General features: G+C 69.5%; 22 protein-coding genes, 1 tRNA gene and 1 pseudogene. 7 read left to right on the top strand and 17 right to left on the bottom strand.

The features are described 5' to 3' along the window. Positions 1 to 55: 55 nt before the first annotated feature. Positions 56 to 490, bottom strand: a complete 435-nt coding sequence (locus tag ACIPQB_RS21655) for a phasin family protein (RefSeq protein ID WP_446487316.1) — start codon at positions 488 to 490, stop codon at positions 56 to 58. 326 nt (positions 491 to 816) lie between these two features. Here ACIPQB_RS21655 and ACIPQB_RS21650 point away from each other — a divergent pair, with 326 nt between their 5' ends. Further along, positions 817 to 2,136, top strand: coding sequence for a serine hydrolase (locus ACIPQB_RS21650; protein WP_446487315.1), 1,320 nt, complete (start codon positions 817 to 819; stop codon positions 2,134 to 2,136). 165 nt (positions 2,137 to 2,301) lie between these two features. Here the strand turns inward: ACIPQB_RS21650 and ACIPQB_RS21645 are convergent, their stop codons facing one another. Together ACIPQB_RS21645 and mipZ are read right to left on the bottom strand one after the other, a co-directional pair. Next, positions 2,302 to 2,727: a J domain-containing protein gene (locus ACIPQB_RS21645; protein WP_446487314.1), complete on the bottom strand. Its 426-nt coding sequence runs from the start codon at positions 2,725 to 2,727 to the stop codon at positions 2,302 to 2,304. A gap of 49 nt (positions 2,728 to 2,776) precedes the next feature. Next, on the bottom strand, positions 2,777 to 3,613 hold the full coding sequence (gene mipZ / locus ACIPQB_RS21640; protein WP_446487313.1) for a division plane-positioning ATPase MipZ: 837 nt from the start codon (positions 3,611 to 3,613) through the stop codon (positions 2,777 to 2,779). A gap of 180 nt (positions 3,614 to 3,793) precedes the next feature. On the opposite strand from mipZ, the gene panC reads away from it, so the two are divergent. After that, positions 3,794 to 4,654 carry a pantoate--beta-alanine ligase gene (gene panC, locus ACIPQB_RS21635; protein ID WP_446487312.1) on the top strand — a complete coding sequence of 287 codons (861 nt, stop codon included), beginning with the start codon at positions 3,794 to 3,796 and terminating at the stop codon, positions 4,652 to 4,654. Between the two features lie 154 nt (positions 4,655 to 4,808). Here panC and ACIPQB_RS21630 read toward each other — a convergent pair whose 3' ends face one another. From ACIPQB_RS21630 to ACIPQB_RS21610, 5 genes are read right to left on the bottom strand one after another with little or no spacing between them, the layout of a single operon-like run. Next, positions 4,809 to 5,210 (bottom strand): DUF1489 family protein, encoded by a 402-nt coding sequence (locus tag ACIPQB_RS21630; protein WP_446487311.1) that lies wholly within the window; start codon positions 5,208 to 5,210, stop codon positions 4,809 to 4,811. Between the two features lie 10 nt (positions 5,211 to 5,220). Next, the gene (locus ACIPQB_RS21625; protein WP_446487310.1) at positions 5,221 to 7,179 is read right to left on the bottom strand and encodes an ATP-binding protein; all 1,959 of its coding nucleotides are present in this window, start codon (positions 7,177 to 7,179) and stop codon (positions 5,221 to 5,223) included. Positions 7,180 to 7,188: 9 nt separating this feature from the next. Then, positions 7,189 to 8,391 carry a DUF3667 domain-containing protein gene (locus ACIPQB_RS21620; protein ID WP_446487309.1) on the bottom strand — a complete coding sequence of 401 codons (1,203 nt, stop codon included), beginning with the start codon at positions 8,389 to 8,391 and terminating at the stop codon, positions 7,189 to 7,191. Between the two features lie 19 nt (positions 8,392 to 8,410). Then, positions 8,411 to 9,262, bottom strand: coding sequence for an enoyl-CoA hydratase-related protein (locus ACIPQB_RS21615; RefSeq protein ID WP_446487308.1), 852 nt, complete (start codon positions 9,260 to 9,262; stop codon positions 8,411 to 8,413). A gap of 33 nt (positions 9,263 to 9,295) precedes the next feature. Next, the gene (locus tag ACIPQB_RS21610; RefSeq protein ID WP_446487307.1) at positions 9,296 to 10,903 is read right to left on the bottom strand and encodes a carboxyl transferase domain-containing protein; all 1,608 of its coding nucleotides are present in this window, start codon (positions 10,901 to 10,903) and stop codon (positions 9,296 to 9,298) included. Between the two features lie 111 nt (positions 10,904 to 11,014). On the opposite strand from ACIPQB_RS21610, the gene ACIPQB_RS21605 reads away from it, so the two are divergent. After that, a complete protein-coding gene (locus ACIPQB_RS21605; RefSeq protein ID WP_446487398.1) occupies positions 11,015 to 12,766 on the top strand; it encodes a patatin-like phospholipase family protein in 1,752 nt (583 codons plus the stop codon). A gap of 75 nt (positions 12,767 to 12,841) precedes the next feature. Here the strand turns inward: ACIPQB_RS21605 and ACIPQB_RS21600 are convergent, their stop codons facing one another. Continuing rightward, positions 12,842 to 13,618 carry a methyltransferase domain-containing protein gene (locus tag ACIPQB_RS21600; RefSeq protein WP_446487306.1) on the bottom strand — a complete coding sequence of 259 codons (777 nt, stop codon included), beginning with the start codon at positions 13,616 to 13,618 and terminating at the stop codon, positions 12,842 to 12,844. Between the two features lie 141 nt (positions 13,619 to 13,759). Here ACIPQB_RS21600 and ACIPQB_RS21595 point away from each other — a divergent pair, with 141 nt between their 5' ends. Continuing rightward, positions 13,760 to 13,894, top strand: a complete 135-nt coding sequence (locus ACIPQB_RS21595; protein WP_446487305.1) for a hypothetical protein — start codon at positions 13,760 to 13,762, stop codon at positions 13,892 to 13,894. A gap of 177 nt (positions 13,895 to 14,071) precedes the next feature. After that, positions 14,072 to 14,157, top strand: a pseudogene (locus ACIPQB_RS21590) (hypothetical protein). Positions 14,158 to 14,257: 100 nt separating this feature from the next. Here the strand turns inward: ACIPQB_RS21590 and ACIPQB_RS21585 are convergent. The 4 genes from ACIPQB_RS21585 to ACIPQB_RS21570 form a co-directional block, all read right to left on the bottom strand. Next, positions 14,258 to 15,412 (bottom strand): acyl-CoA dehydrogenase family protein, encoded by a 1,155-nt coding sequence (locus ACIPQB_RS21585; protein WP_446487304.1) that lies wholly within the window; start codon positions 15,410 to 15,412, stop codon positions 14,258 to 14,260. Between the two features lie 180 nt (positions 15,413 to 15,592). After that, complete coding sequence (locus ACIPQB_RS21580; RefSeq protein ID WP_446487303.1) at positions 15,593 to 16,795, bottom strand: lysozyme; 1,203 nt, start codon at positions 16,793 to 16,795, stop codon at positions 15,593 to 15,595. Between the two features lie 71 nt (positions 16,796 to 16,866). Continuing rightward, positions 16,867 to 18,309, bottom strand: a complete 1,443-nt coding sequence (gene mgtE / locus ACIPQB_RS21575) for a magnesium transporter (protein ID WP_446487302.1) — start codon at positions 18,307 to 18,309, stop codon at positions 16,867 to 16,869. Between the two features lie 142 nt (positions 18,310 to 18,451). Continuing rightward, positions 18,452 to 18,536: transfer RNA gene (locus ACIPQB_RS21570), tRNA-Leu, on the bottom strand. Positions 18,537 to 18,599: 63 nt separating this feature from the next. On the opposite strand from ACIPQB_RS21570, the gene ACIPQB_RS21565 reads away from it, so the two are divergent. Next, the gene (locus ACIPQB_RS21565; RefSeq protein WP_446487301.1) at positions 18,600 to 18,842 is read left to right on the top strand and encodes a hypothetical protein; all 243 of its coding nucleotides are present in this window, start codon (positions 18,600 to 18,602) and stop codon (positions 18,840 to 18,842) included. A 2-nt stretch (positions 18,843 to 18,844) separates the two neighbouring features. On the opposite strand, the gene ACIPQB_RS21560 is transcribed toward ACIPQB_RS21565, so the two are convergent. Beyond that, entirely contained in the window at positions 18,845 to 19,096 is a 252-nt protein-coding gene (locus ACIPQB_RS21560; RefSeq protein WP_028040691.1) for a FliM/FliN family flagellar motor switch protein, read from the bottom strand. Positions 19,097 to 19,166: 70 nt separating this feature from the next. Between ACIPQB_RS21560 and lipB the strand changes: the two genes are divergently transcribed. Beyond that, entirely contained in the window at positions 19,167 to 19,892 is a 726-nt protein-coding gene (lipB, locus tag ACIPQB_RS21555) for a lipoyl(octanoyl) transferase LipB (RefSeq protein ID WP_446487300.1), read from the top strand. A gap of 226 nt (positions 19,893 to 20,118) precedes the next feature. Here lipB and ACIPQB_RS21550 read toward each other — a convergent pair whose 3' ends face one another. The 3 genes from ACIPQB_RS21550 to ACIPQB_RS21540 form a co-directional block, all read right to left on the bottom strand. Next, positions 20,119 to 20,523, bottom strand: a complete 405-nt coding sequence (locus tag ACIPQB_RS21550) for a DUF805 domain-containing protein (RefSeq protein WP_446487299.1) — start codon at positions 20,521 to 20,523, stop codon at positions 20,119 to 20,121. Between the two features lie 71 nt (positions 20,524 to 20,594). Further along, positions 20,595 to 20,981, bottom strand: a complete 387-nt coding sequence (locus ACIPQB_RS21545; RefSeq protein ID WP_446487397.1) for a RusA family crossover junction endodeoxyribonuclease — start codon at positions 20,979 to 20,981, stop codon at positions 20,595 to 20,597. 2 nt (positions 20,982 to 20,983) lie between these two features. Further along, a complete protein-coding gene (locus ACIPQB_RS21540; protein ID WP_446487298.1) occupies positions 20,984 to 21,307 on the bottom strand; it encodes a YbjQ family protein in 324 nt (107 codons plus the stop codon). Positions 21,308 to 21,493: the final 186 nt, after the last annotated feature.

Below are 21,493 nucleotides of genomic sequence, written 5' to 3'. Positions count from 1 at the left end.
GGACCGTTCCCGGTCCGGGCCTTCCAGATCTGTCGGGGCCCGAAGGCCGCGAAGCTTAGCGGGCGGCTTGCAGCTTCTCGACCGCGGCGGTGACGCGCTCGTTCAGCGGCTTCACCGAGTCCTTGATCGAGGCCGAGACGATCTCCGAGGCCTTGCTGACCTGGGCGATATAGGCTTCCAGGGCCGACTTGGCCCAGGCGGTCTGCAGCTCGACGGCTTCCTGCACGCTCTTGGCGGCGGCCAGCGCCTTGGCGGCGGCGACTTGGTCCTCGGCGGCCTTCTTCGAATAGGCGAAGGTCTCCGCGCCCAGGGCTTCGGCGCCCTTGGTGGCGGCGGTCACCGAAGCGACCACGGCTTCCAGGTTCTTCTTCGAATAGGTGTTGGCCTCGGCCAGGGCGGCCAGGGACTTTTCCACGCCGTCCTTGAACGCTTGGTTCGAGGCGGTGCTGAACTGCTCGGCGGTCTTCTTCAGGGTTTCGGTAGCGGCCATGGGGGATCTCCTGGCTGGGGGCGAGGCTTGGCGGGGCATGGGACGGGACCGGACAAAAAACAACGCCAGATCGAGCCCACGCGCTTGGGACAACGCCGGTGTCTCATGTTGCAGTGCAGCAGTCAAGAATTTTGTGCAGCGCACCATTCCCTAGCGGAAACGCATTAAGCACGCCGCAGCTTGGCCGCAACGCCATGAAATTATCCATATCCGCGACGAAAGCGCTCACCAGTTGTTTACTTTGGCGTAAGGCGAGAGCGCGCATGCTACGGATCACGCATGTGGCGGTGCGAAACCGCTCAGTTCAAATGACGGACGCATTTGTCATGTTCGCCAAGCTTTTGTCCGCCCGTTTGGTCCTCGCCGCAGCTGCTCTCGCCGGCGTCCTGACCAGCGGCCTGGCCACGCCCTCGACGGCCCTGGCCCAGATCCCGTACCTGCAGATGAACGCGGCCGAGCCCAAGTATGCGGCGATCGTCATCGACGCCAATTCGGGCGAAATGCTTTACGACAAAAGGGCTGACAGCCCCCGCTACCCGGCGTCGGTCACCAAGGTGATGACGCTCTACCTGACCTTCGAGGCCCTCAGCGAGGGCCGGCTGAAGCTGACCGACCGGGTGTCGTTCTCGCCGCACGCCGCCGCCCAGGCGCCGACCAAGCTGGGCCTGCGGCCCGGCGACAGCATCAGCGTCGACGAGGCGATTCGCGCCATGACCGTGAAGTCGGCCAACGACGTCGCCGTGGCCATGGCCGAGCGACTCGGCGGCAGCGAGGGCCGGTTCGCCGCCCTGATGACCCTGCGCGGCCAGGAACTGGGCATGCGCAACAGCCGCTTCGTTAACGCTTCGGGCCTGCCCGACAGCCGCCAGATCAGCACCGCCCGCGACCTGGCCATCCTGTCGCGCGCCACCATGCGCGACTTCCCGCAATACTATTCCTACTTCAGCATCACCGGCTTCACGTTCCGCGGCAACTATATCCGCGGCCACAACCGCCTGCTGAGCAGCATGCCCGGCTTCGACGGGCTGAAGACCGGCTACACCACCGCCTCGGGCTTCAACCTCGCCGGCTCGGCCGTGCGCGACGGCCACCGGCTGATCGCCGTGGTGCTGGGGGGGTCGTCCACCGCCTGGCGCGACAACAACATGGAAGACCTGCTGACCACCGGCTTCGACGTGCTCAAGCGTCGTTCGCACGGCGAGCGCACGACCATCGCCGCCAACCTCTATGAGGACGAGCCGAACGGCCCGATCATGCGGCCCTCGACCGAGGAAGGCGACGGCGACCAGGCCGGCCTGAAGATCGTGCTGACCGACAACCCCGCCCCGCCCGCGCCGCTGAAGCTGTCGCCCAGCCTGCGCGCCGCCCAGCAGTCCGCGGCCAAGACGACCAAGCCGGCCAAGGGCGAATGGGGCGTTCAGGTCGGCGCCTTCAAGTCCAAGGGCCTGGCCCGGGAGCAGCTGTCGCTGGTCCGCTCGCGCTTCGCCAAGTTCGTCGCCGACGCCGAGGGCGCGGTCGAGGGCGCGGCCGGCGGGTCGTTCCGGGCCCAGTTCCAGGGCCTGACCGCCGAGGCCGCCCGCGGCGCCTGCCGGGCGATCAGCGCCAAGCGCCAGCCCTGCCTGATCCTGGCGCCGGACCGCGGTTAGAGCGCGAAGGCTGAATCACCCCTACCCGTCTCCCCGGCGAAGGCCGGGGCCCAGGTCGTAGGGCTGTGTGTTTCGGATAGGCGTCCAAGACGACGGCTGAATCTGGACCCCGGCCTTCGCCGGGAGACGGAATGGGTGGGCGTTTCGACCTGCCCCCACCCCCCGCTATTTCCCATTGAGAAGCCGGTCCCGCGCCGCGTTCAGCTGCGCGGCCAGGCCGGCGGTGCCGCCCTTGTCGGGGTGGGCCATGCGGATCAGCCGGGCGTAGGCCGCCTGGATCTCGGCCCGGCTCGCCTGCGGACCGACGCCGAGGATTGAGCGAGCCTCGGCCAGGCTGGGCCCGCCGGCGCTCTCCCGGACCCTGCGCACCACCGGCCGCTGGCGGGCGGTCATCGCCGTCCACAGGCCCAGCACCAGCAGCACCGCGCCCGGCTCCCAGGCCCCGCGGATGCCGGCATAGGCCGCGCCGGCGAAGGCGACGATGGCCACGACTCCGGCGCCGATGCGCCAGCCGTCGCCCTTCAGGGCCCGGGTCGCCCGGCCCGACAGGATGAACAGCAGGATCACCCCGCCTAGCAGCAGATAGAACATTCAGTACGCGTTCCCGGCGACGCCCGGCCTTCGACCCGCGGTCGTCGGCCTATTGGGCGGCGAGCAGAGTTTCCCCGGAATAGGCCGAAAGGCCAAGGGAATGCATCAGGGCCCGCAGTTCCTGACGGGCGGCCAGGTGCTGCAGCGACACCGGCACCGGCCGGACCTGGGTCGACAGGTCGGCGATGGTCAGGCCGAACGGGAACAGCTCGCGATAGATCACCCGGTCGCGCAGGCCCGGGCCCATGCGGAAGCCGACCCGCTTGGACAGGGCGGTCAGGCGGTCCTCGACCCGCTTGCGGTTGCGGGCCTCGGTGGTGGCCAGGCGGTTGCGCAGCACCACCCAGTCCAGGGCCTGGCGCTGGCCCGACAGGGCGCGGGCCTTGCGGGCTTCCCAGACGGTCAGCGAATAGAGGCTGGGCTTCTGCAGGTCCATGGTCACCGGATCGACATGGCCCAGCATGTCGAAGTCGACGAAGCTGTCGTTCATCGGGGTGACGATCAGGTCGGCCAGGCCGTGGGCCTGGCGCGAGATCGCGGTGTCGCCGCCGGGGGTGTCGATCAGCACGAAGTCGGCCGCCTCGCGCGCGGCGGTGAAGGCGGCCTCGAACTTGACGACCTGGTCGGCCTCCGGGCCGGCGGCCAGGGCGATGTCGTCGTCGCTGAGGCGCTGCTGGATCGGCATCGGCAGGGTGACGCCGTTGGCGGCCACCCAGGCCTGGCGGTTCTCGAAGAACCGCATCGACGAGCACTGGCGCAGGTCCAGATCGAGCAGCGCCACCTTGGCGCCGCCGTAAAGCAGGGCGGTGGCCAGGTGCACGGCGATCGTCGACTTGCCCGCCCCGCCCTTTTCATTGCCGACGACGATGACGCGCGTTTCGGCCATGGCTGCCTTCCTTGTTTTCGCCCGACTCGGCGACTCTCACTGAAAGATTAACATGAACGGCGTACGCTGAGAGGGTTAGGCGTCGATCCCGCCCTCCTTGCCTGTGGACCCATTGTCGCAGGTGGACGCCAAAGCCCGCCTCGGTCATAAGCCAACGCCTGTTCGAGACAGGAGTTCGCCGTGTCCCACCCGACGCCGAAAATCGTCCGCACCGTCGCCGACCTGCGCGCGGTGGTGCGCGGCTGGAAGGTCGCCGGCGAGCGCGTGGCCCTGGTTCCGACCATGGGCGCGCTGCACCAGGGCCACCTGTCGCTGATCGCGCTGGGCCAAACTCACGCCGACCGTACGATCGCCAGCGTCTTCGTCAATCCCCGCCAGTTCGCCCCGCACGAGGATTTCGACTCCTATCCGCGCGGCGAGGCGCGCGACGCCGAGCTGCTGGCCGGCGCCGGCTGCGACCTGCTGTTCGCCCCGACCGTCGACGAGATGTACGCCCCGGGCTTCTCGACGGCGGTCCAGGTCTCGGGCGTGTCTGAACCGCTGGAGGGCGCGGCGCGGCCGCAGTTCTTCGGCGGGGTGGCCACCGTGGTCGCCAAGCTGCTGATCCAGGCCCAGGCCGACGTCGCGGTGTTCGGCGAGAAGGACTACCAGCAGCTGCAGGTGATCCGGCGCATGGTCCGCGACCTGGACCTGCCGGTCGAGATCGTCGGCGCGCCGACCGCCCGGGCCGAGGACGGCCTGGCCCTGTCGTCGCGCAATGCCTATCTGACCGCGCCGGAACGAGCCGCCGCCGTCGCCCTGCCCACGGCCCTGAAGACCGCCGCCCGGGCCGTGGCCGCCGGCGGCCGCGTCGACGCCGCCGAGGCGGCCGGCCAGGCCGCCCTGGCCGCCGCCGGCTTCGGGCCGATCGACTATCTGGAGGTGCGCGACGCCGGCGACCTGTCGCGCCTGGGCCCCGGCCCGATCGGCGCCGCCGACGCCCGGATCTTGGTGGCGGCATGGCTAGGCAAGACCCGGCTGATTGACAACATGGCCATATAAAATCCGCTCATCCCGGCGAATGCCGGGACCCAGATGGAATGGCGCTTGGGCTGACGCCGAGGACTCTGAGCCCTTCCAGTCATCCGCACAGCTAGAGGATCTGGGTCCCGGCATTCGCCGGGATGAGCGGAAATTAGGGAAACCGATTAGGCGCCTACCAAGCCCCCAACTCGCGCAGCTGCCGGGCCAGGTCGGCCGGCATGTCGGCGGCCTCGCCGGCGGTCAGGTCGGCCGGCGCGTCCTCGGCCCGCAGGTAGCGCCAGCCCTGGAACGGCCGCCGCGGGGTCGGGGCGACGCGGACGATGGTCGGGTCGACGGTGACCTCGCAGCGCGCCGCCTGGCCCTCGCCGACCGTGTCGATGGCCAGGATGGTCTGGCGGCAGAGGATCTGGCCCTTCATCACCCGGTACAGCGAGCCGCCGTCCAGCACCTCGTCGACGCGCTTGGGGGTCATGCGGGTGTGCATGATCCACGGCCGGTCGGCCTCGGCGTGCCAGGCGACGAGTTCGTCGATGTTGTCGCAACCGACGACCAGCTTGATGATGTGCAGGGGCATGGCGGGCTACTTAGTGGACCGGCTCCAGCTTCGCCAGCACCACCCCTTCGCTGACCTGGCCGCCGGCCGTGGCCGACAGCTCGGCGACCACGCCGTCGAACGGCGCGGCCAGGGCGTGCTCCATCTTCATGGCCTCGAGGGTCAGCAGGGTCTGGCCCTTGACCACGGTCTGGCCGGCCTCGACGGCCACCGAGACGATCTTGCCCGGCATCGGGGACAGGATCGCCCCGTCCGAGGCGGCGACATGGGCCGCCCCGACCTGCGGCCGGAAGTCGAACTCGCGAACCTCGCCGCCTTCGAACACATAGAGCGGGTCGTCGCCGAACACGCTCGGCAGCACCTCGACATCGTCCAGGGCCCGGCCCTCCTCGACCGTGATGTCCCACGACCAGTCGTCGCCCTCGCCGACCAGCGCGACCCGCAGCGGGACGGGCTTGCCGTCGACGGCCATCGGTAGATCCATCGCCGCTCGCGGGGCGTTCATCCGGAAGCCCAGCAGCCGCGACGGCGCGCTGGCCCACGGGTCGGCCTTGGGGTGGTCGGCGTCCATGAACGCCTCCAGCCGATGGCCGATGGCCGCCAGGGCCGGGGCGTCGGAGACCGCGCGCGCGGTCAGCTCCTCCAGCCGCGCCTCGATGAAGCCGGTGTCGACATCGCCGTCGACGAAGTCGGGATGGCCGGCGCAGCGAGCCAGGAAGGCGGCGTTGGTCTTGACCGGCCAGACCTCGACCAGGCCGCAGGCCTCGGCCAGCCGCGCGGCCGCGTCCTCGCGGTCGACGCCGTGGGCGATCAGCTTGGCGATCATCGGGTCGTAGAACGGGGTGACCGCGCCACCCTCCTCCACCGCGCTGTCGATGCGCACGTCGCCCTCCGGCAGGCGGAAATGGACCAGCGGGCCGGTGCTGGGCAGGAAGCCGGTGGCCGGATTCTCGGCGTAGAGGCGGGCCTCCATGGCCCAGCCGTCCAGAACGATCTCCTCCTGAGCCAGGGGCAGCGGCTCACCGGAGGCCACCCGCAGCTGCCATTCGACCAGGTCCTGGCCGGTGACCATCTCCGTGACCGGATGCTCGACCTGCAGCCGGGTGTTCATCTCCATGAACCAGATGCGGTCGGCGCGCAGGCCCTCGGAGGCGTCGGCGATGAACTCGACCGTGCCGGCCCCGACATAGCCCACGGCCTTGGCGGCCTTGACCGCGGCGTCGCAGACGGCGGCGCGGGTGGCCTCGTCCATGCCGGGGGCCGGAGCCTCCTCGATGACCTTCTGGTGGCGGCGCTGCAGCGAGCAGTCGCGCTCGAACAGGTGGACGACCTGGCCCTGGCTGTCGCCGAACACCTGCACCTCGATGTGGCGCGGGCGGGTGACATATTTCTCCAGCAGCACCCGGTCGTCGCCGAAGCTGGCGGCGGCCTCGCGCTGGCAGGAGGCCAGCAGGGCGGCGAAGTCCGCAGCCTGGTCGACCTTGCGCATGCCCTTGCCGCCGCCGCCGGCCACGGCCTTGATCAGCACGGGGAAGCCAATCGCAGCAGCCTCGGCGGCCAGGCGCTCGGGCGACTGGTCTTCGCCCAGATAGCCGGGGGTGGTCGGCACGCCGGCGGCGATCATGACCTTCTTGGCGGCGTCCTTCAGGCCCATGGCCCGGATCGCCGAGGGCGGCGGGCCGATCCAGACCAGGCCGGCGTCGATCACCGCCTGGGCGAAGTCGGCGTTCTCGGACAGGAAGCCGTAGCCGGGATGGATCGCCTCGGCCCCGGCCTGGCGGGCGGCGGCGATGATCTTCTCGGGGACCAGATAGCTCTCCCGCGCCGCGGCCGGGCCGATCAGGATGGCCATGTCGGCCTCCATCACGAACGGAGCCTGGGCGTCGGCCTCGGAATAGACCGCGACGGTCCGCACGCCGAGTTCGCGGGCGGTGCGGATGATCCGGCGGGCGATCTCGCCGCGGTTGGCGATCAGGACGGAGGAGAGCAAGGGCGAATCCTAGATCTGCGCCAGGGCCAGAAGCGCCAGGCCGGCGAGCAGGAGTGAGAACGACAGGACGGTGACGAACCAGACGACCAGGGTCTTGAGCGTCGCGCCGACGAAGCTGGAGCCGTAGGCTCCGCGCAGGGTCTGGAACAGGTTGACGGGGGTCCACAGGACCAGCAGGCCGAACCACCAGGTCTTGACCGGCTCGGGCAGCACCAGCCCCAGGGCGTTGGTCAGGAAGGCGAAGGACAGCAGGTTCATCGCCACCAGCAGGTGGTCGTAGATGAAGAACTTCGGCTTGTTGCGATAGACCAGGGCCAGGCTCAGCCCGACGATCGGCAGCAGCAGCACGGCCAGCCGATGACCCCAGGTGAACAGCACCATCTGGTAGAGTTCGGGGTTCTCCCGGGCCTTGGCGATGCTCTCCTTCAGCCAGCCGCCGGCGTGGCGACCATGCCCGGCCTGGACCATCGGGATTTCGCCGTCGCCCAGCGGCAGGCTGCGGATCTTGGCCGCCTCGGCCTTGCGGGCCTCTTCCTCGCTCAGGCCCAGGCTCTTGGGCAGGTCGCCGGCGGCGATGCGATCGGCCTGGGCGACGTCCTCGGCGTAGCGCGCCTGCAGCTTGGCCACGGCCTTGGCGTAGTCGGCGGCGACCTCGGCCTTGGCGTTGTCGGGGTCCTTGAGGTCGGCGTCGCGCTCGGCGGCGGCCTCCTTGAGGGCGTCGTCGCGGTCCTTGGCGGCCTCGGCCTTCAGCCGCGTCGCCTCGGCGGCCCGGCCCTGCGACGTGGCCAGCAGGGCGGCCTTGGCCTCCCGCGCCTGTTCGGCATGGTGCTGCGAGGCGTGGATGGCGTGCTCGGCGGCGAAGATGAACAGCAGCAGGGCGACCAGAAAGGTGCGGAACGGCGGCACGTGCCGCACGATCCGGCCCTCCATATAGTCCCGGGCCAGGGCTCCCGGCCGCAGGAACAGGGCCGGCAGGGTCGCGGCCAGCCGGCCGTCGAGGTGGAACATCCCCTCGATCGCCTCCCAGACCAGGTGCAGGATCGAGCGCTTGTGGGTGTCGGCGTTCTGGCCGCAGGCGTGGCAGTACGGGCCCTCGAGCGTGGTCCCGCAATTGGCGCAGGGCGTCCCGACCCCGGCGAAGGGATGCGTCCCGCGCCGCTTGAAGATCTCGCCCAGCGAGTCGGCCGCCGCCGCTTCCATTTCCCCGGTCATCTTGCCCCCGTTCTCAACCCTAGTTGGACCAGGAGGGTTTACGACGGGCGAGGAAGGCGCGCACCCCTTCTTGGCCCTCTTCCGACACCCGACGGCGGGCGATGCGCCTTGCCGTCTCGTCGATCAGGCCGCGGTCGATCTTCTGGCCGGCGAAGTCGTTGACCAGCGCCTTGGCCTCGCCGATCGCCCCGGGCGCGCAGGCGGCGACCTCCTCGATCAGGGCGTCCTGGGCGGCGACCAGTCCGGCGGCGTCGTCGAACACTTCGTCGACCAGGCCGTAGCTCCAGGCGGCGTCGGCGTCGAACACCCGGCCGGTGGCGAACAGCAGCTTGGCGGTGCGGGGGCCCAGGGCGGCGATCACATAGGGGCTGATGGTGGCCGGGGTCAGGCCCAGCTTGACCTCGGAGAAGGCGAACCGGGCGTCGGCCGTGGCCAGGGCGTGGTCGCAGGCCGCCACCAGCCCGGCCCCGCCGCCGAAGGCCGGTCCCTCGACCAGGGCCACGGTCAGGGCCGGGATGTCGTGCAGGGCCTTGAGCATGTGGGCCAGGTCCAGGGCGTCGGAACGGTTGTCGTCCTCGCTCCAGTCGGCGGCCGCCCGCATCCACTCCAGGTCGGCGCCGGCGCAGAACGCCCCGCCGACGCCGCGCAGGAAGACGACCCGCACGCCCTCGGCCCCGTGCAGGGTCTCGAACGCCTCGCGCAGGGCGGCGATGGTCGCCGCGTCGAAGGCGTTCTTCTTGGCCGGCCGGTTGATCCACACGGTCACCGCGCCCTCGGGCGTGGAGTCCAGGTGGACCAGCGGACTCATGGCGTCGGTGTCGGGGACCTCGACAGGGACCTCGACGGGGGGGTCGGCGATCGGGTTGGTCATCACTGCGCCTTTCGTGGAGCGAACGGGCCGAGGCTACATCCGGAACACGCCGAAGGTGGTCTCCGGAATCGGCGCGTTGAGGCTGGCGCTGATCGCCAGGCCCAGCACGTCGCGGGTCTGGACCGGGTCGATGATCCCGTCGTCCCACAGCCGGGCGGTGGCGTGGTAGGGGTCGCCCTCGGCCTCGTAGCGGGCGCGGATCGGGGCCTTGAAGGCCTCCTCGTCCTCGGCCGCCCAGGTCTCGCCCTTGGCCTCCATCCCGTCGCGCTTGATGGTCGACAGCACGCTGGCGGCCTGCTCGCCGCCCATCACCGAGATCCGCGCATTGGGCCAGGTGAACAGGAAGCGCGGGCTGTAGGCCCGGCCGCACATGCCGTAGTTGCCGGCCCCGAAGCTGCCGCCGATTAGCACCGTGAACTTGGGCACCTCGGCCGAGGCCACCGCGGTGACCAGCTTGGCGCCGTCCTTGGCGATCCCGCCGGCCTCGTACTTGCCGCCGACCATGAAGCCCGAGATGTTCTGCAGGAACACCAGCGGGATCTTGCGCTTGCAGGCCAGCTCGATGAAGTGCGCGCCCTTGACGGCGCTCTCGCTGAACAGCACGCCGTTATTGGCCAGGATCGCCACCGGAAAGCCCCAGATGCGGGCGAAGCCGCAGACCAGGGTGGTCCCGTACAGCGCCTTGAACTCGTCGAACTCGCTGCCGTCGACGAGGCGGGCGATGACCTCGCGCACGTCGTAGGGGGCGCGCACGTCGGTGGGCACGACGCCGTACAGGTCCTCGGCGTCGAACAGCGGCGGCTTGCTCTCGCGGACCTCGGTCTCGACGCGCTTGACGCTGTTGAGGTTGGCGACGATCGAGCGGACGATCTCCAGCGCGTGCTCGTCGTCATTGGCCACGTGGTCGACCACGCCCGAGCGGCGGCCGTGGGTGTCGGCCCCGCCCAGTTCCTCTGCGCTGATCACCTCGCCGGTGGCGGCCTTCACCAGCGGCGGCCCGGCCAGGAAGATGGTGCCCTGGTCGCGGACGATGACGGTCTCGTCGCTCATCGCCGGCACATAGGCGCCGCCGGCCGTGCACGAGCCCATGACGCAGGCGATCTGGGCGATGCCCGCCGCGCTCATCCGGGCCTGGTTGAAGAAGATCCGGCCGAAGTGGTCGCGGTCGGGGAACACCTCGGCCTGGTGCGGCAGGTTGGCCCCGCCGCTGTCGACCAGATAGACGCACGGCAGCCGGTTCTGCTCGGCGATCTCCTGGGCGCGCAGGTGCTTCTTCACCGTCATCGGGAAATAGGCGCCGCCCTTCACCGTGGCGTCGTTGGCGACGATCATCACCTCGCGGCCCGAGACCCGGCCGACGCCGGTGATCACCCCGGCCCCGGGGGCTTCGCCGCCATAGAGGTCGCAGGCCGCCAGCTGGCCGATCTCCAGGAACGGCGAGCCGGGGTCCAGCAGGCGCTCGACCCGCTGGCGGGGCAACAGCTTGCCGCGGGCGGCGTGGCGCTGGCGGGCGGTTTCCGGACCGCCCAGGGCGGCGACCGCGACCCTTTCGCGCAAGGCCTGGGCCAGGGCGCGGTTATGAGCGGCGTTTTTGGCGAAGGTTTCGCCGCTTTTGTCGATACCCGTGTTCATCTTCGGCATTATCGAGGCATAGCCTTTTCCGTTTCCTCCCGAAAGCCGCAGTTTTTGCCTACGATGGCCAAGGTCGGCGGTTCAAGTTAGCGTCCTGTCGTGGTCACCCTACCCGACTTCATGGCCGATACGGCCCTCGCCCGGCTGTTCGCGCAAGAACATCGCGACGGCGACGCGGCCTGGTTTTCCCTGCCCGGCGGCGCGACACTCTACGCGCCCGGCGAGGCGGCGGACTACCTGTACTTCCTGCGCACCGGCCGCCTGGGGGCGTTCCGGCGCGAGGAAGGCCAGGAGCCGCAGTTCCTGGGAGTGATCCGCCCGGGCGAGCCGGCCGGCGAGATGGCGATGATCGCCGGCGCTCCCCACTCGGCCAACCTGGTGGCTCTGCGCGATTCGGAGATCTTGGCCCTGCCCCGCGCCGCCTTCTTCGCGGCGGTCGAGCGCGATCCGGCGGTGATGATCGAGCTGTCGCGGCTGATGATCCGCCGGGCCCGCCAGGCCGGGGAGCACGCCTCGATCGGCGATCCGTCGGTCTATGGCTTCATCGCCGTCGAGCCGGGCAAGCTGATCCGCCCGATCGTCGAGCGCATCGCCCACGCCGTCGCCGCCCTGGGCTATTCGGTCACCGTCGAGGGCGCCGAATCCCTGCTGGCCCCGACCGAGTGGTTCTCCAATGTCGAGCGCGGCCACGACTTCGTGCTGTACGTGGCCGAGGCCCACGAAGGCCCCTGGAAGCAGGTGGTCGGCCGCCAGGTGGACCGGCTGTTCCGGGTCGGCCAGGGCGAGCGCGCCCCGCCGCCGGTGATCCCCTCCTACGCCTCCGGGCCGCTGCAGACCCAGCGCCTGGTCGACCTGATCCTGCTGCAGCCGGCCGGGGTGACCCATCCCAAGGGCTCGGCCGAATGGCTGGACGCCACCCGGGCCGCCCGCCTGTTCCATGTCCGCGAGAACGGCATGGCCGATGTCGAGCGCCTGGCCCGGGTGCTGACCGGCCAGTCGGTGGGCCTGGTGCTGTCGGGCGGCGGGGCCCGGGCCTACGCCCATGTCGGCGCCATCCAGGCCCTGCGCGAGCGCGGCGTGCCGATCGACTTCGTCGGCGGCGCCTCGATGGGGGCGGTCGTCGCCGCCGGCCTGGCCATGGGCTGGGACGACGGCGAGATGGAGCTTCGCATCCGCAAGGCCTTCGTCGAGACCAGCCCGTTGGACGACATCGCCTTCCCCCTGGTCGCCATGACCCGCGGCCTGAAGGTCAAGGCGCGGCTGGAGGAGCATTTCGACCATATCGAGATCGCCGACCTGTGGCTGCCGTTCTTCTGCGTCTCCTCGAACCTGACCTCGGGGGCCTATCACCTGCATCGCCAGGGCGTGTTGCAGGACGCCCTGAGGGCCTCGATCTCGCTGCCCGGCGTGCTGCCGCCGGTCGCCGACGGCGGCGCGGTGCTGGTCGACGGGGCGGTGATGAAGAACTTCCCCGCCGACGTCATGCGCGCCTTCCACCTGGGGCCCATCGTCGGGGTCGACGTCACCCGCGGCCGCAGCATCACCGCCGAGGACGTCGACCGCCCCGCCTCGCTGTGGCGCTGGTTCTGGTCGGGCGAATGGCGCAAGGGCCCGCCGATCGTCGCCCTGCTGATGCGGGCCGCCACGGTGTCGACCGGCCGCGACCTGACCGCCAGCCGCGAAGCCTCCGACGTGCTGATCACCCCCAAGCTCGACAAGGTCGACATCCGCGACTGGAAGGCCTTCGAACCGGCGGTGGCGGCCGGACGCACCGCCGCGGCGATCGCCCTGGACGCCCTCAAGGCCCCGGTCACCGAACTGCGCCGGCGGCCGAGCCTGGCCGACAAGAGCCGATCGGGCGATCGGCTCTAGGTTTTTGTTTTCGCATCGCCATTGCGGAAAACCGGCGGCCGCTTTTCCGCGCGATGCTCCTGGCCCGCGCCGCCCTCAGCCCCGCCGCGCGACCAGGAACATCCGCGGGAACGGGAACAGGGTGACCCCGTCCGCCCGGCGCGGATAGTCGACCGCCAGACGGGTCCGCCAGGCCGCCAGGAACGCCGCCCGCTCGGCCGGATCCTCCAGGGCCTCCAGATAGGGCCGCAGGCTGGTCCCCGAGGTCCAGTCGACGATCGGGTCCTCGCCGCCCAGCGCATGGACATAGGTGGTGACCCAGACGTCGAGCTCGGCGCTGAGCGGCGACAGCCAGTCGTGATAGGGCCGCGGATCGAGGCCGGAGCGGACCGGCGCCAGGCCGGCCAGCCGAGCCGCCCACGGCCCGTCGGCGGCGGTCTCGCGCAGGCTGCGCCGCCAGCCGTCGTCCATCACCACCGGAATCTGGCAGGCGAACACCCCGCCGGGCGCCAGCAACCCAAGCAGGCGCGGGAACAGGGTTTGGTGGTCGCCGACCCATTGCAGGGCGGCGTTGGTGAAGATCAGGTCGGGCGGGACCTGCGGCGAAAAGCCGGCGATGTCGCCCTGCACCCAGTCGATGTCGTCGCGCATCGCCCGTCCGCGGGCCAGCATCTCGGCGCTGGAGTCCAGGCCATGCACCCGGGCCTGCGGATGGCGGGCGGCCAGCAGGGCGGCGTGCTCGCCCGTTCCGCAGCCCAGGTCCCAGATCTCGCGCGGCTCCAGGTCGCGCGGAATCTGCAGCATCAGGTCCAGGGCGGGACGGTCGCGATAGGCCTTGTAGCGTTGATAGACGTCGGGATCCCAGGTCGGCATCGGCCCTCCACGGTCAAGCTGCGACAATCGGTCCGCCTATTTCGACCACCGCGTCGCTTTTGTCACATGGCGCTGAAAACCAGCACTCCTATCCTGGGTTTAGGCGCTCACTGAAGACGCGCCACAGGAAGGAAAACCGCCGTGAACCGCAGCGCCGCCGCCGTCCCCGCCACCGCCAGGACCCTGTCCCTGAACGTGCACCGGGTGGCCGTCCTGGCTCTCAACACCGGTTTTTGGACCCTCATCATCCTGGTCGGACGCGCCCTCTACGCCTGATCGCGATGATGCGGACCCGGGCCGCGCACATCCCCCCTTGCGCGGCCCGGGAGTGCCTTCGTTTTACGCCTCGCCGCGAACCTGACGGGCAGATCGCCCGGTGCGACGCCTGGTCGCGATATTAGCTGTTTGCAGTAAGCACGATCGGCGCCCATATTCGTCGTGTGTCGTTCACAACTGAAAGGAGGTGACCAGTGTCTCATTGTCTCCAACCGCGGTCGCAAGTCGTGACCTGGGGCCTGAAGATCGAGGTCTCCAACTGAAGGCGTCGAACGCCTAAGGTTTAGAGTCACGCCGCGAACGCGGCTACGACGATGGAGGGCCGTCCCGAGCAATCGGGGCGGCCCTTTTCATGTCGGGTTCTCAACTCCCGACCAGTTCCCGGCCGATCAGGAAACGGCGGATCTCGTTGGTGCCGGCGCCGATGTCGTAGAGCTTGGCGTCGCGGACCAGGCGCTCGACCGGCCACTCCTTGGTGTAGCCGGCCCCGCCCAGGGCCTGGACGGCCTCCAGCGACACCTTCACCGCGCTCTCGCTGGCCATCAGGATCGCCCCGGCCGCGTCGAACCGGGTGGTCTTGCCGGCGTCGCAGGCCCTGGCCACGGCGTAGACATAGGCCCGGGCCGCGTTGAGGGCCACGTACATGTCGGCGACCTTGCCCTGCATCAGCTGGAACGAGCCGATCGGCTGGCCGAACTGCTTGCGCTCGCGGACATAGGGCAGCACCACGTCCAGGCACGCCTGCATGATGCCCAGGGGGCCGGCCGACAGCACCGCCCGCTCGTAGTCGAGGCCGCTCATCAGCACCCCGACCCCGCCGCCGACCGGGCCCATGACGTTGTCCTCGGGAACCTCGCAGTCCTCGAACACCAGCTCGGCGGTGTCGCTGCCGCGCATGCCCATCTTGTCGAGCTTCTTGCCGACGCTGAAACCCTTCATGCCCTTCTCGACCAGGAAGGCGGTGATGCCGCGCTCGCTGGTTTTCGCGTAGACCACCAGGGTGTCGGCGTGCGGCGCGTTGGTGATCCAGAACTTCGTGCCGTTCAGCACATAGCGGTCGCCGCGCAGCTCGGCCTTCAGCCGCATCGACACCACGTCCGAGCCCGAACCGGCCTCGCTCATGGCCAGCGAACCGACGTGCTCGCCGCTGATCAGCCTGGGCAGGTAGCGCCGCTTCTGTTCGGGCGTGCCCCAGCGGCGGATCTGGTTGACGCAGAGATTGGAGTGGGCGCCGTAGGACAGGCCGACCGAGGCCGAGGCCCGGGAGACCTCCTCCATGGCCACGACATGCTCCAGATAGCCCAGGCCCAGGCCGCCGAATTCCTCCTCGACCGTGACGCCGTGCAGGCCCAGCTCGCCCATCGGGGCCCACAGCTCGCGCGGGAACAGGTTGGTCTCGTCGATGCGGGCGGCGATCGGCGCGATCTGGTCGGCGGCGAAGCGGGCGGTGGCGTCGCGGATCGCGTCCGCCGTCTCGCCAAGCGAGAAGTCCATCGAAGGTGCGGTTTGGTGGGTCATGACCCATGGAATAGCACAAACGCCCGCGGATCAAGCAGACCCGCGGGCGTTTGTGCTCTCAAAGAACAGGATCCAGGGTCTAGAGCATCGCGCGGAAAAGTGGCCGCCGGTTTTCCGCAATAGCGATGCGAAAACGAAAACCTAGAGCCAGTCGCGCGATCCTACATCGTGCGACCGGCTCTAGTCTTCGCCGAGCTGGGGATCGGCCAAGCGCCGCATCAGCAGATAGGCCGAGGTGGCGAAGCAGATGACGCCGATCACGCTGGCGCCCCAGCCGAACATCCGGACCGGCGACAGGCCGTGGTTGGCGGCGACGCTGAGGTTCCAGACAATGCCGCCGCCGAACAGCGCCAGGCCCAGCAGGCCCAGGACCACCAGCAGGCCAATGCTGCCGAAGGCCTCCGGCTGGGCGCCGGCGAACGACACCTGCTGGGTCTTCAGATCGACCTCGGCGGCGCTGATCGAGAAACCGCCCAGATTGAACAGCGACCCGCCGGCCGCCGGCTTGGCCGGTTCGAACAGGCTGGGCTGGGCCTCGGCGTCCGGCTCGGACGGCGAGGCCTCCGGCGGCGCGGCCTCGGCCGGCGGTTCCGAGGGTTCCGGCGTCAGCGTGAACGGCGCGGTCTCGGCGGTCGGCTGGTAGAAGAGCGGCGCGGGTTCGGCGGCGGCGGGGACCGTCGGCGCAGGCGCCTCGTCGGGCAGGATGGCCTGCAGCCGCGCGCCGACCGCGGCGGCGGCCTGCTCGCTGGCGCTGGGGCCGCGATGCTCGAGGCCCAGCGGCGGCGGGCCGCCATCCCGCACGGCCACGACCCGCTCGCCCTGCAGCGACGTGGTGATCGCAGCCGGCGTCTGGACCGGGATCAGGTGGGCGGCGTCGCTGTCGATCCGGGGACGCAGCACCGAGCTGGGCGCGGCGATCCAGTCGCCGTCGACCGGGGCCAGGAACAAGGCCTTCTCGGCCGAGCGGCGGCGCACCAGTGCGTCGACGACGATCCGCTCGCCCTCGAAATCGGCCTTGCGCCACAGCTCCATGGCGTAGGCGGCCTGCAGCAGCGCGCCCTCGTTGATCCGGCGCAGCACGTCCGAGCGCACGAAGCTGTCGGTCCCGATGTTGAAGGCGAAGCAGACCAGGGCGTCGAACTGGTTCTGGTTCAGCGGGGTGTAGACGTTCTCGTTGACCGCATGGGCCACGGTGATCAGGTCGTAGAGCAGCAGGGCCTCGGCGTCCTGCTCGGAAACCGAGGCGCCGCCGCGCGCGGTCAGGGTGTGGCCGTAGCCCAGCGTCCAGCGTCCGTCGGGAAGCTGAGCGGCTTTCATCCGGTAACCCTCGAATCTCTTGATGAGATCGACGGCGGCGCGGGAGACCTGATAGCGCGGTTTCATCGCCAAGAATGACCCAGTTTGAGACAGACGCGGATGCGTTCAACCGGTTCCGCGCAAGATGGGCGCCGCGGTCAGGGCAACAACAGGGCCGCGATGGTCAGCACGGCGAAGAAACCCATGAAGTCGGTCAGGAAGGTCACGAAGATCGACGACGAGACCGCCGGGTCGCGGCCCATCTTCTCCAGGGCCAGCGGGGCCAGGATGCCGCCCAGGGCGGCGGTGACGATATTGGCCACCAGGGCCGCCCCTACCGTGAAGGCCAGGCGGGCGTTGTGGTAGAAGGCGAAGGTCGCCATGCCCATCACCAGGGCCAGGACCAGGCCGTTCATCACCCCCACCGACAGCTCGCGGACGATGATCCGCTTGGCGTTGGCCGAGTTCAGCTCCTTGCTGGCCAGGGCCCGCACCGCCACCGCCAGGGTCTGGGTGCCGGCGTTGCCGCCCAGCGACGAGACGATCGGCATCAGCACCGCCAAGGCCACAAGCTTGGCGATCTGGTCCTGGAAGATGGCGATGGCGCTGACGGCGATGGTCTCGGTGACCAGGTTCAGCAGCAGCCACGGCAGGCGCGAGCGGACGATGTCGTTGACCGTGGCGTCGCGGCCGGTGTCGCTGACCCCGGCCAGGGCCAGGATGTCCTCCTGGGCCTCCTCGCGGATGACGCCGACGATGTCGTCGACGGTGATCTGGCCCACCAACCGGCCGCCGGCCTCGACCACCGGGGCGCTGATCAGGTGGTACTTGTCGAAGATGTAGGCGACCTCCTCCTGGTCCATGTCGACGGTGATCTCGGTCACCGGCTCCATGATCTCGGCCAGGGGGGTGTCGAGCTTGCTGGTCAGCAGCAGGCTGATCGGCAAGGCCCCGACCGGCGTGAAGGCCGGGTCGACCACATAGACGTCGAAGAACAGCTCCGGCAGGTGGTCGCCGGACACCCGCACGTGGTCGATGGTCTGGCCCACGGTCCAGAACTGCGGCGCGGCCAGGAACTCGCGCTGCATCAGGCGGCCGGCCGTCTCGTCCTCGTAGGACAGCGAGGTCTCGATCGCCGCGCGGTCGCCCTCGTCCATGGCGGCCAGAACCTGGGCGCGCTTGCCCTCGTCGAGGTCGTCGATGACGTCGGCGGCGTCGTCGGAGTCCAGCTCCTCCAGCGCCTTGGCCAGGGTCGCCGACGGCGTGGCCTCCAGCACCTCCTCGCGCAGGTTGTCGTCCAGCTCGGCGATGATCTCGCCCAGCCATTCGGGGTCGAGGACCGGGATCACCTCCTCGCGGTAGCCGGCCGACAGGAAGCCCATCAGGTCGGCGACGTCGGCCGGCTCCAGGGCGTGGACCAGCTCGCGCAGCCGCGCGGTGTCGCCGCGGTCGGCCGCGTCGATGACCATGTCGACATAGTCGGGATTGAGGGCGTAGTCGTCGCCGAGGGCGAGATCTTCGAGGTCCTCGACCGTCTCCGGCTCCGGAATCAGCAGGTTGTGGCGCGCCTCGTCGGTCAGGTCGGTTGTTTCCCGGGACATGGGGACCTCCTGAACTCTAACGTTGCGTCCTGCGCGTGACCTGAAGCTGCGAAGGGCCAAGCCCTTCCCCGGAAATGGTTAGAGCGCCCCCGGCGAGTCGGAAACCGATTTCGCCGGGCGCGCTCTAAGCCGTTGTCCCACCTGGTGCGGTCGAGAAGACTCGAACTTCCACGGGTTGCCCCACAGCGACCTCAACGCTGCGCGTCTACCAATTCCGCCACGACCGCTCATGGTGAGGCGCGGCAGGTAGCAAACTGAGTCTGGTTTGGGAAGAGCGGAGTTGGTCCGAGGTGAGAAAGCCGCATAAGATCGTCGACATGAAGCCGCCCTGGTCTGTCCTACCCCACATTCCCCACGGCTCGATCGGCTGGCGAATGGGCGAAGGCGAAGAGGTCCACACCCATTTCTACCGGGCGTTCTCTGACCTCTTGGCCGATGCTCGGAACGACTATGAGCGCCTGAATCCAGAACCACCGGAATGGCGGGGCTTCTACGACCGGATTCGGGCCAATCCCTGGCCCAACGAACGGTGAGCTTAGGTCCCGCCGGCCATGTAGTCGTAGACGTCGGCGGCGCGGGTCACCTGGATGGCGATGCGGTCGTCGCTGATCTGGATCTCGCCGCGGGCGATCGGGTGGTTGTTGGCCAGGATCCAGACCTCGTCATTGGTCTTGGCGTCCAGCGGGATCACCGCGCCGCGGCCCATGCGCAGCAGCTGCTGCATCGGCAGGATCGAGCGCCCCAGAAGAACGGAGATCTCGACATTGACGGCGTTGACCTGGCTCACGAACTAAGTCCCTGGAAGATACGCGCGGCCCCGGTTGGTCGCGACACACCTCATGCAAGATTAAGGCCGCATGCTTGATCGCCCGTTAAGCCTTGAAAATAAGGACCTTCCGCCGCTGGGACGCCCCGACGGCGCCGCGGTCGGCTGGGCGGTTTCGGCCGGTTACGTCCCCTACCCGGCAGCCGTTGCCGCCATGGAGGCCCGCGCCGCCGCCATCGCCGACGGAACCGCCGGCGAGCTGGTCTGGCTGCTGGAGCATCCGCCGCTCTATACCGCCGGGGTCTCGGCCAAGGCCGCCGACCTGATCGCCCCCGACCGTTTCCCGGTGTTCCAGAGCGGCCGCGGCGGACAGTTCACCTATCACGGCCCCGGCCAGCGGGTGGCCTATGTGATGCTCGACCTAACCCGGCGCGGCCGCGACGTGCGGGCCTTCGTCGAGGCGCTGGAGGCCTGGATCATCGAGGCCCTGGCCGCCTTCAACGTCACCGGCGAACTGCGCGAGGGCCGGGTGGGCGTCTGGGTCGAGCGCAAGGGCCCCGGCTGGGCGCGCGAGGACAAGATCGCCGCCGTCGGCGTCAAGCTGCGCAAGTGGATCAGCTTCCACGGGATCAGCCTCAACGTCGAACCGGATCTCGAACACTTCTCGGGCATCGTGCCCTGCGGCCAGATCGAGCACGGGGTCACCAGCCTGGTCGACCTGGGCCTGCCGGTGACCCTGGACGAGGCCGACGCGGCGCTGAAGGCCAGCTTCGTGCGGGTGTTCGGGAGGGTCGAAGATGCGGCGGCGCCGGTCTAGACGCCAACTGCCTTTGCTTCCGGCGAGTCGCGGCCTTCAATCAAAATAACACCGTCATTCCGGGCCTTGTGCCCGGAACCCCTCTCAAAGCCGCAAGTGCGGAGGTGTGGCGCGCTGGCGCGCCAAGGCGACGCACCGTCAGCTGAACCAGGGGTTCCGGGCACAAGGCCCGGAATGACGGAGCATTAAAATGCGCTTCAGAGTCGCCACCCCAGGGTTTGCCGATCTAAACCGCCGTCGCCGGCCGCAGCGGGTTGGGGCCATAGCGGTTGGCGCCCTGCTCGCCGGGCATGACGCCCAGCTCGATGACCGCCCAGACCACGACGCCGGCGAACAGGAAGTCGAGGACGTGGGTGGGGGTCGGCCAGACGGCGACCAGCGACAGCAGGACCAGCGCCGCCCACCAGCCCGAGCGCCCACGGTCGTGCAGCCGCTTGGACAGCACGCAGGTGGCGAAGAACAGCAGCGGCGGATAGACCAGCCAGCCGGTCAGCAGGTGAACGGTCATGCCGGGCAGCTCATAGAGGGTCGCAAAGCCCAGCAGCGCCGCCGAGGCGACCAGGAACGGCCCGCGCGCCATCCGCCCCGAGGCCGACAGGAAGAAGTCCATCCATGCGGCGCGATCGTCCATTCCGGTCCGTTCCAGCGATTCCGATAGGCCGAACCTAGGCCGCGCCGGCCTCCGACGAAAGTCCCGGAGGTTCAGCCCTCCAGCGTCACCCGCAGGAACCGCGTCTCCAGCTTGCGCACGACGATGACGATCCGCTCGCGCTCGGCCGGGCGGCGCTCGACCAGCAGCCGGGCCACCTGGGCGTCGTCGTGGAAGGCGTAGCCCTTGATGGCGTCCAGCAGGGCCTTGGCCAGGTTGTCGAGGTCCATCCACGGCGGTTCGCCGACGAATTCCATGCCGATCTCGACCGAGAACTCGCCCCAGGCCGGGCGCGCCCCGCGCCAGACCTTGCGGAAGAATTCGTAGATCAGCGGCTTGTAGTACTTGGCCTGGGTGGTCAGGCCGTCGACCACCAGGGTCAACTCGCCGTCGGCCTCGCGGGCCCGGACCTTGCCGTGGTGGACCCAGCCCTCGTCCATCATTAGGCGATCGGTTCGACCTTCACGGCGGTGCCGTAGGCCAGCACCTCGGTGATGCCTTCCATGATCTCGTTGGCGTCGTAGCGCACGGCGATGATGGCGTTGGCCCCCTGTTCGGCGGCGTGGGCCACCAGCAGGTCGTAGGCCTCCTGGCGCGCCGCCTCGGCCAGGTTGACATAGATCGACAGCTTGCCGCCGAAGATCGACTGGATCGAGCCGCCGATATTGCCGATCACGCTGCGCGAGCGGACGGTGACCCCGCGCACCAGGCCCAGATGGGCGACGACGCGATAGCCGGGCAGATCATTGGTCGTGGCGACGAGCATCGGGCTTTCTCCAGAGGACGTTGCGCTCCTATAGCCGAGCGCTCGCCCCTCTACCATGGCTAGCAGGCTGTTGAAGAAGTCTGTAGCGGCGCGGGACTCGGCATGATTCACTCTTTTGGGCGGGAGCTCTGGAGGGGTGGATGCGCGGGTCGGACGAGCGGACGGGGTCGCTGTTCTCGTATGTGA

This window comes from Caulobacter sp. LARHSG274 (assembly GCF_052871235.1).
This window is presented reverse-complemented; position numbering and strand designations above follow the sequence as displayed.

Bases quoted from the DNA above. Each gene is read 5' to 3' on its own strand.
- ACIPQB_RS21655 (WP_446487316.1), bottom strand. From the start codon at position 490: ATGGCCGCTACCGAAACCCTGAAGAAGACCGCCGAGCAGTTCAGCACC.
- ACIPQB_RS21650 (WP_446487315.1), top strand. From the start codon at position 817: ATGTTCGCCAAGCTTTTGTCCGCCCGTTTGGTCCTCGCCGCAGCTGCT.
- ACIPQB_RS21645 (WP_446487314.1), bottom strand. From the start codon at position 2,727: ATGTTCTATCTGCTGCTAGGCGGGGTGATCCTGCTGTTCATCCTGTCG.
- mipZ (WP_446487313.1), bottom strand. From the start codon at position 3,613: ATGGCCGAAACGCGCGTCATCGTCGTCGGCAATGAAAAGGGCGGGGCG.
- ACIPQB_RS21630 (WP_446487311.1), bottom strand. From the start codon at position 5,210: ATGCCCCTGCACATCATCAAGCTGGTCGTCGGTTGCGACAACATCGAC.
- ACIPQB_RS21620 (WP_446487309.1), bottom strand. From the start codon at position 8,391: ATGACCGGGGAAATGGAAGCGGCGGCGGCCGACTCGCTGGGCGAGATC.
- ACIPQB_RS21615 (WP_446487308.1), bottom strand. From the start codon at position 9,262: ATGACCAACCCGATCGCCGACCCCCCCGTCGAGGTCCCTGTCGAGGTC.
- ACIPQB_RS21610 (WP_446487307.1), bottom strand. From the start codon at position 10,903: ATGCCGAAGATGAACACGGGTATCGACAAAAGCGGCGAAACCTTCGCC.
- ACIPQB_RS21605 (WP_446487398.1), top strand. From the start codon at position 11,015: ATGGCCGATACGGCCCTCGCCCGGCTGTTCGCGCAAGAACATCGCGAC.
- ACIPQB_RS21600 (WP_446487306.1), bottom strand. From the start codon at position 13,618: ATGCCGACCTGGGATCCCGACGTCTATCAACGCTACAAGGCCTATCGC.
- ACIPQB_RS21585 (WP_446487304.1), bottom strand. From the start codon at position 15,412: ATGACCCACCAAACCGCACCTTCGATGGACTTCTCGCTTGGCGAGACG.
- ACIPQB_RS21580 (WP_446487303.1), bottom strand. From the start codon at position 16,795: ATGAAACCGCGCTATCAGGTCTCCCGCGCCGCCGTCGATCTCATCAAG.
- mgtE (WP_446487302.1), bottom strand. From the start codon at position 18,309: ATGTCCCGGGAAACAACCGACCTGACCGACGAGGCGCGCCACAACCTG.
- lipB (WP_446487300.1), top strand. From the start codon at position 19,167: ATGCTTGATCGCCCGTTAAGCCTTGAAAATAAGGACCTTCCGCCGCTG.
- ACIPQB_RS21550 (WP_446487299.1), bottom strand. From the start codon at position 20,523: ATGGACGATCGCGCCGCATGGATGGACTTCTTCCTGTCGGCCTCGGGG.
- ACIPQB_RS21545 (WP_446487397.1), bottom strand. From the start codon at position 20,981: ATGGACGAGGGCTGGGTCCACCACGGCAAGGTCCGGGCCCGCGAGGCC.
- ACIPQB_RS21540 (WP_446487298.1), bottom strand. From the start codon at position 21,307: ATGCTCGTCGCCACGACCAATGATCTGCCCGGCTATCGCGTCGTCGCC.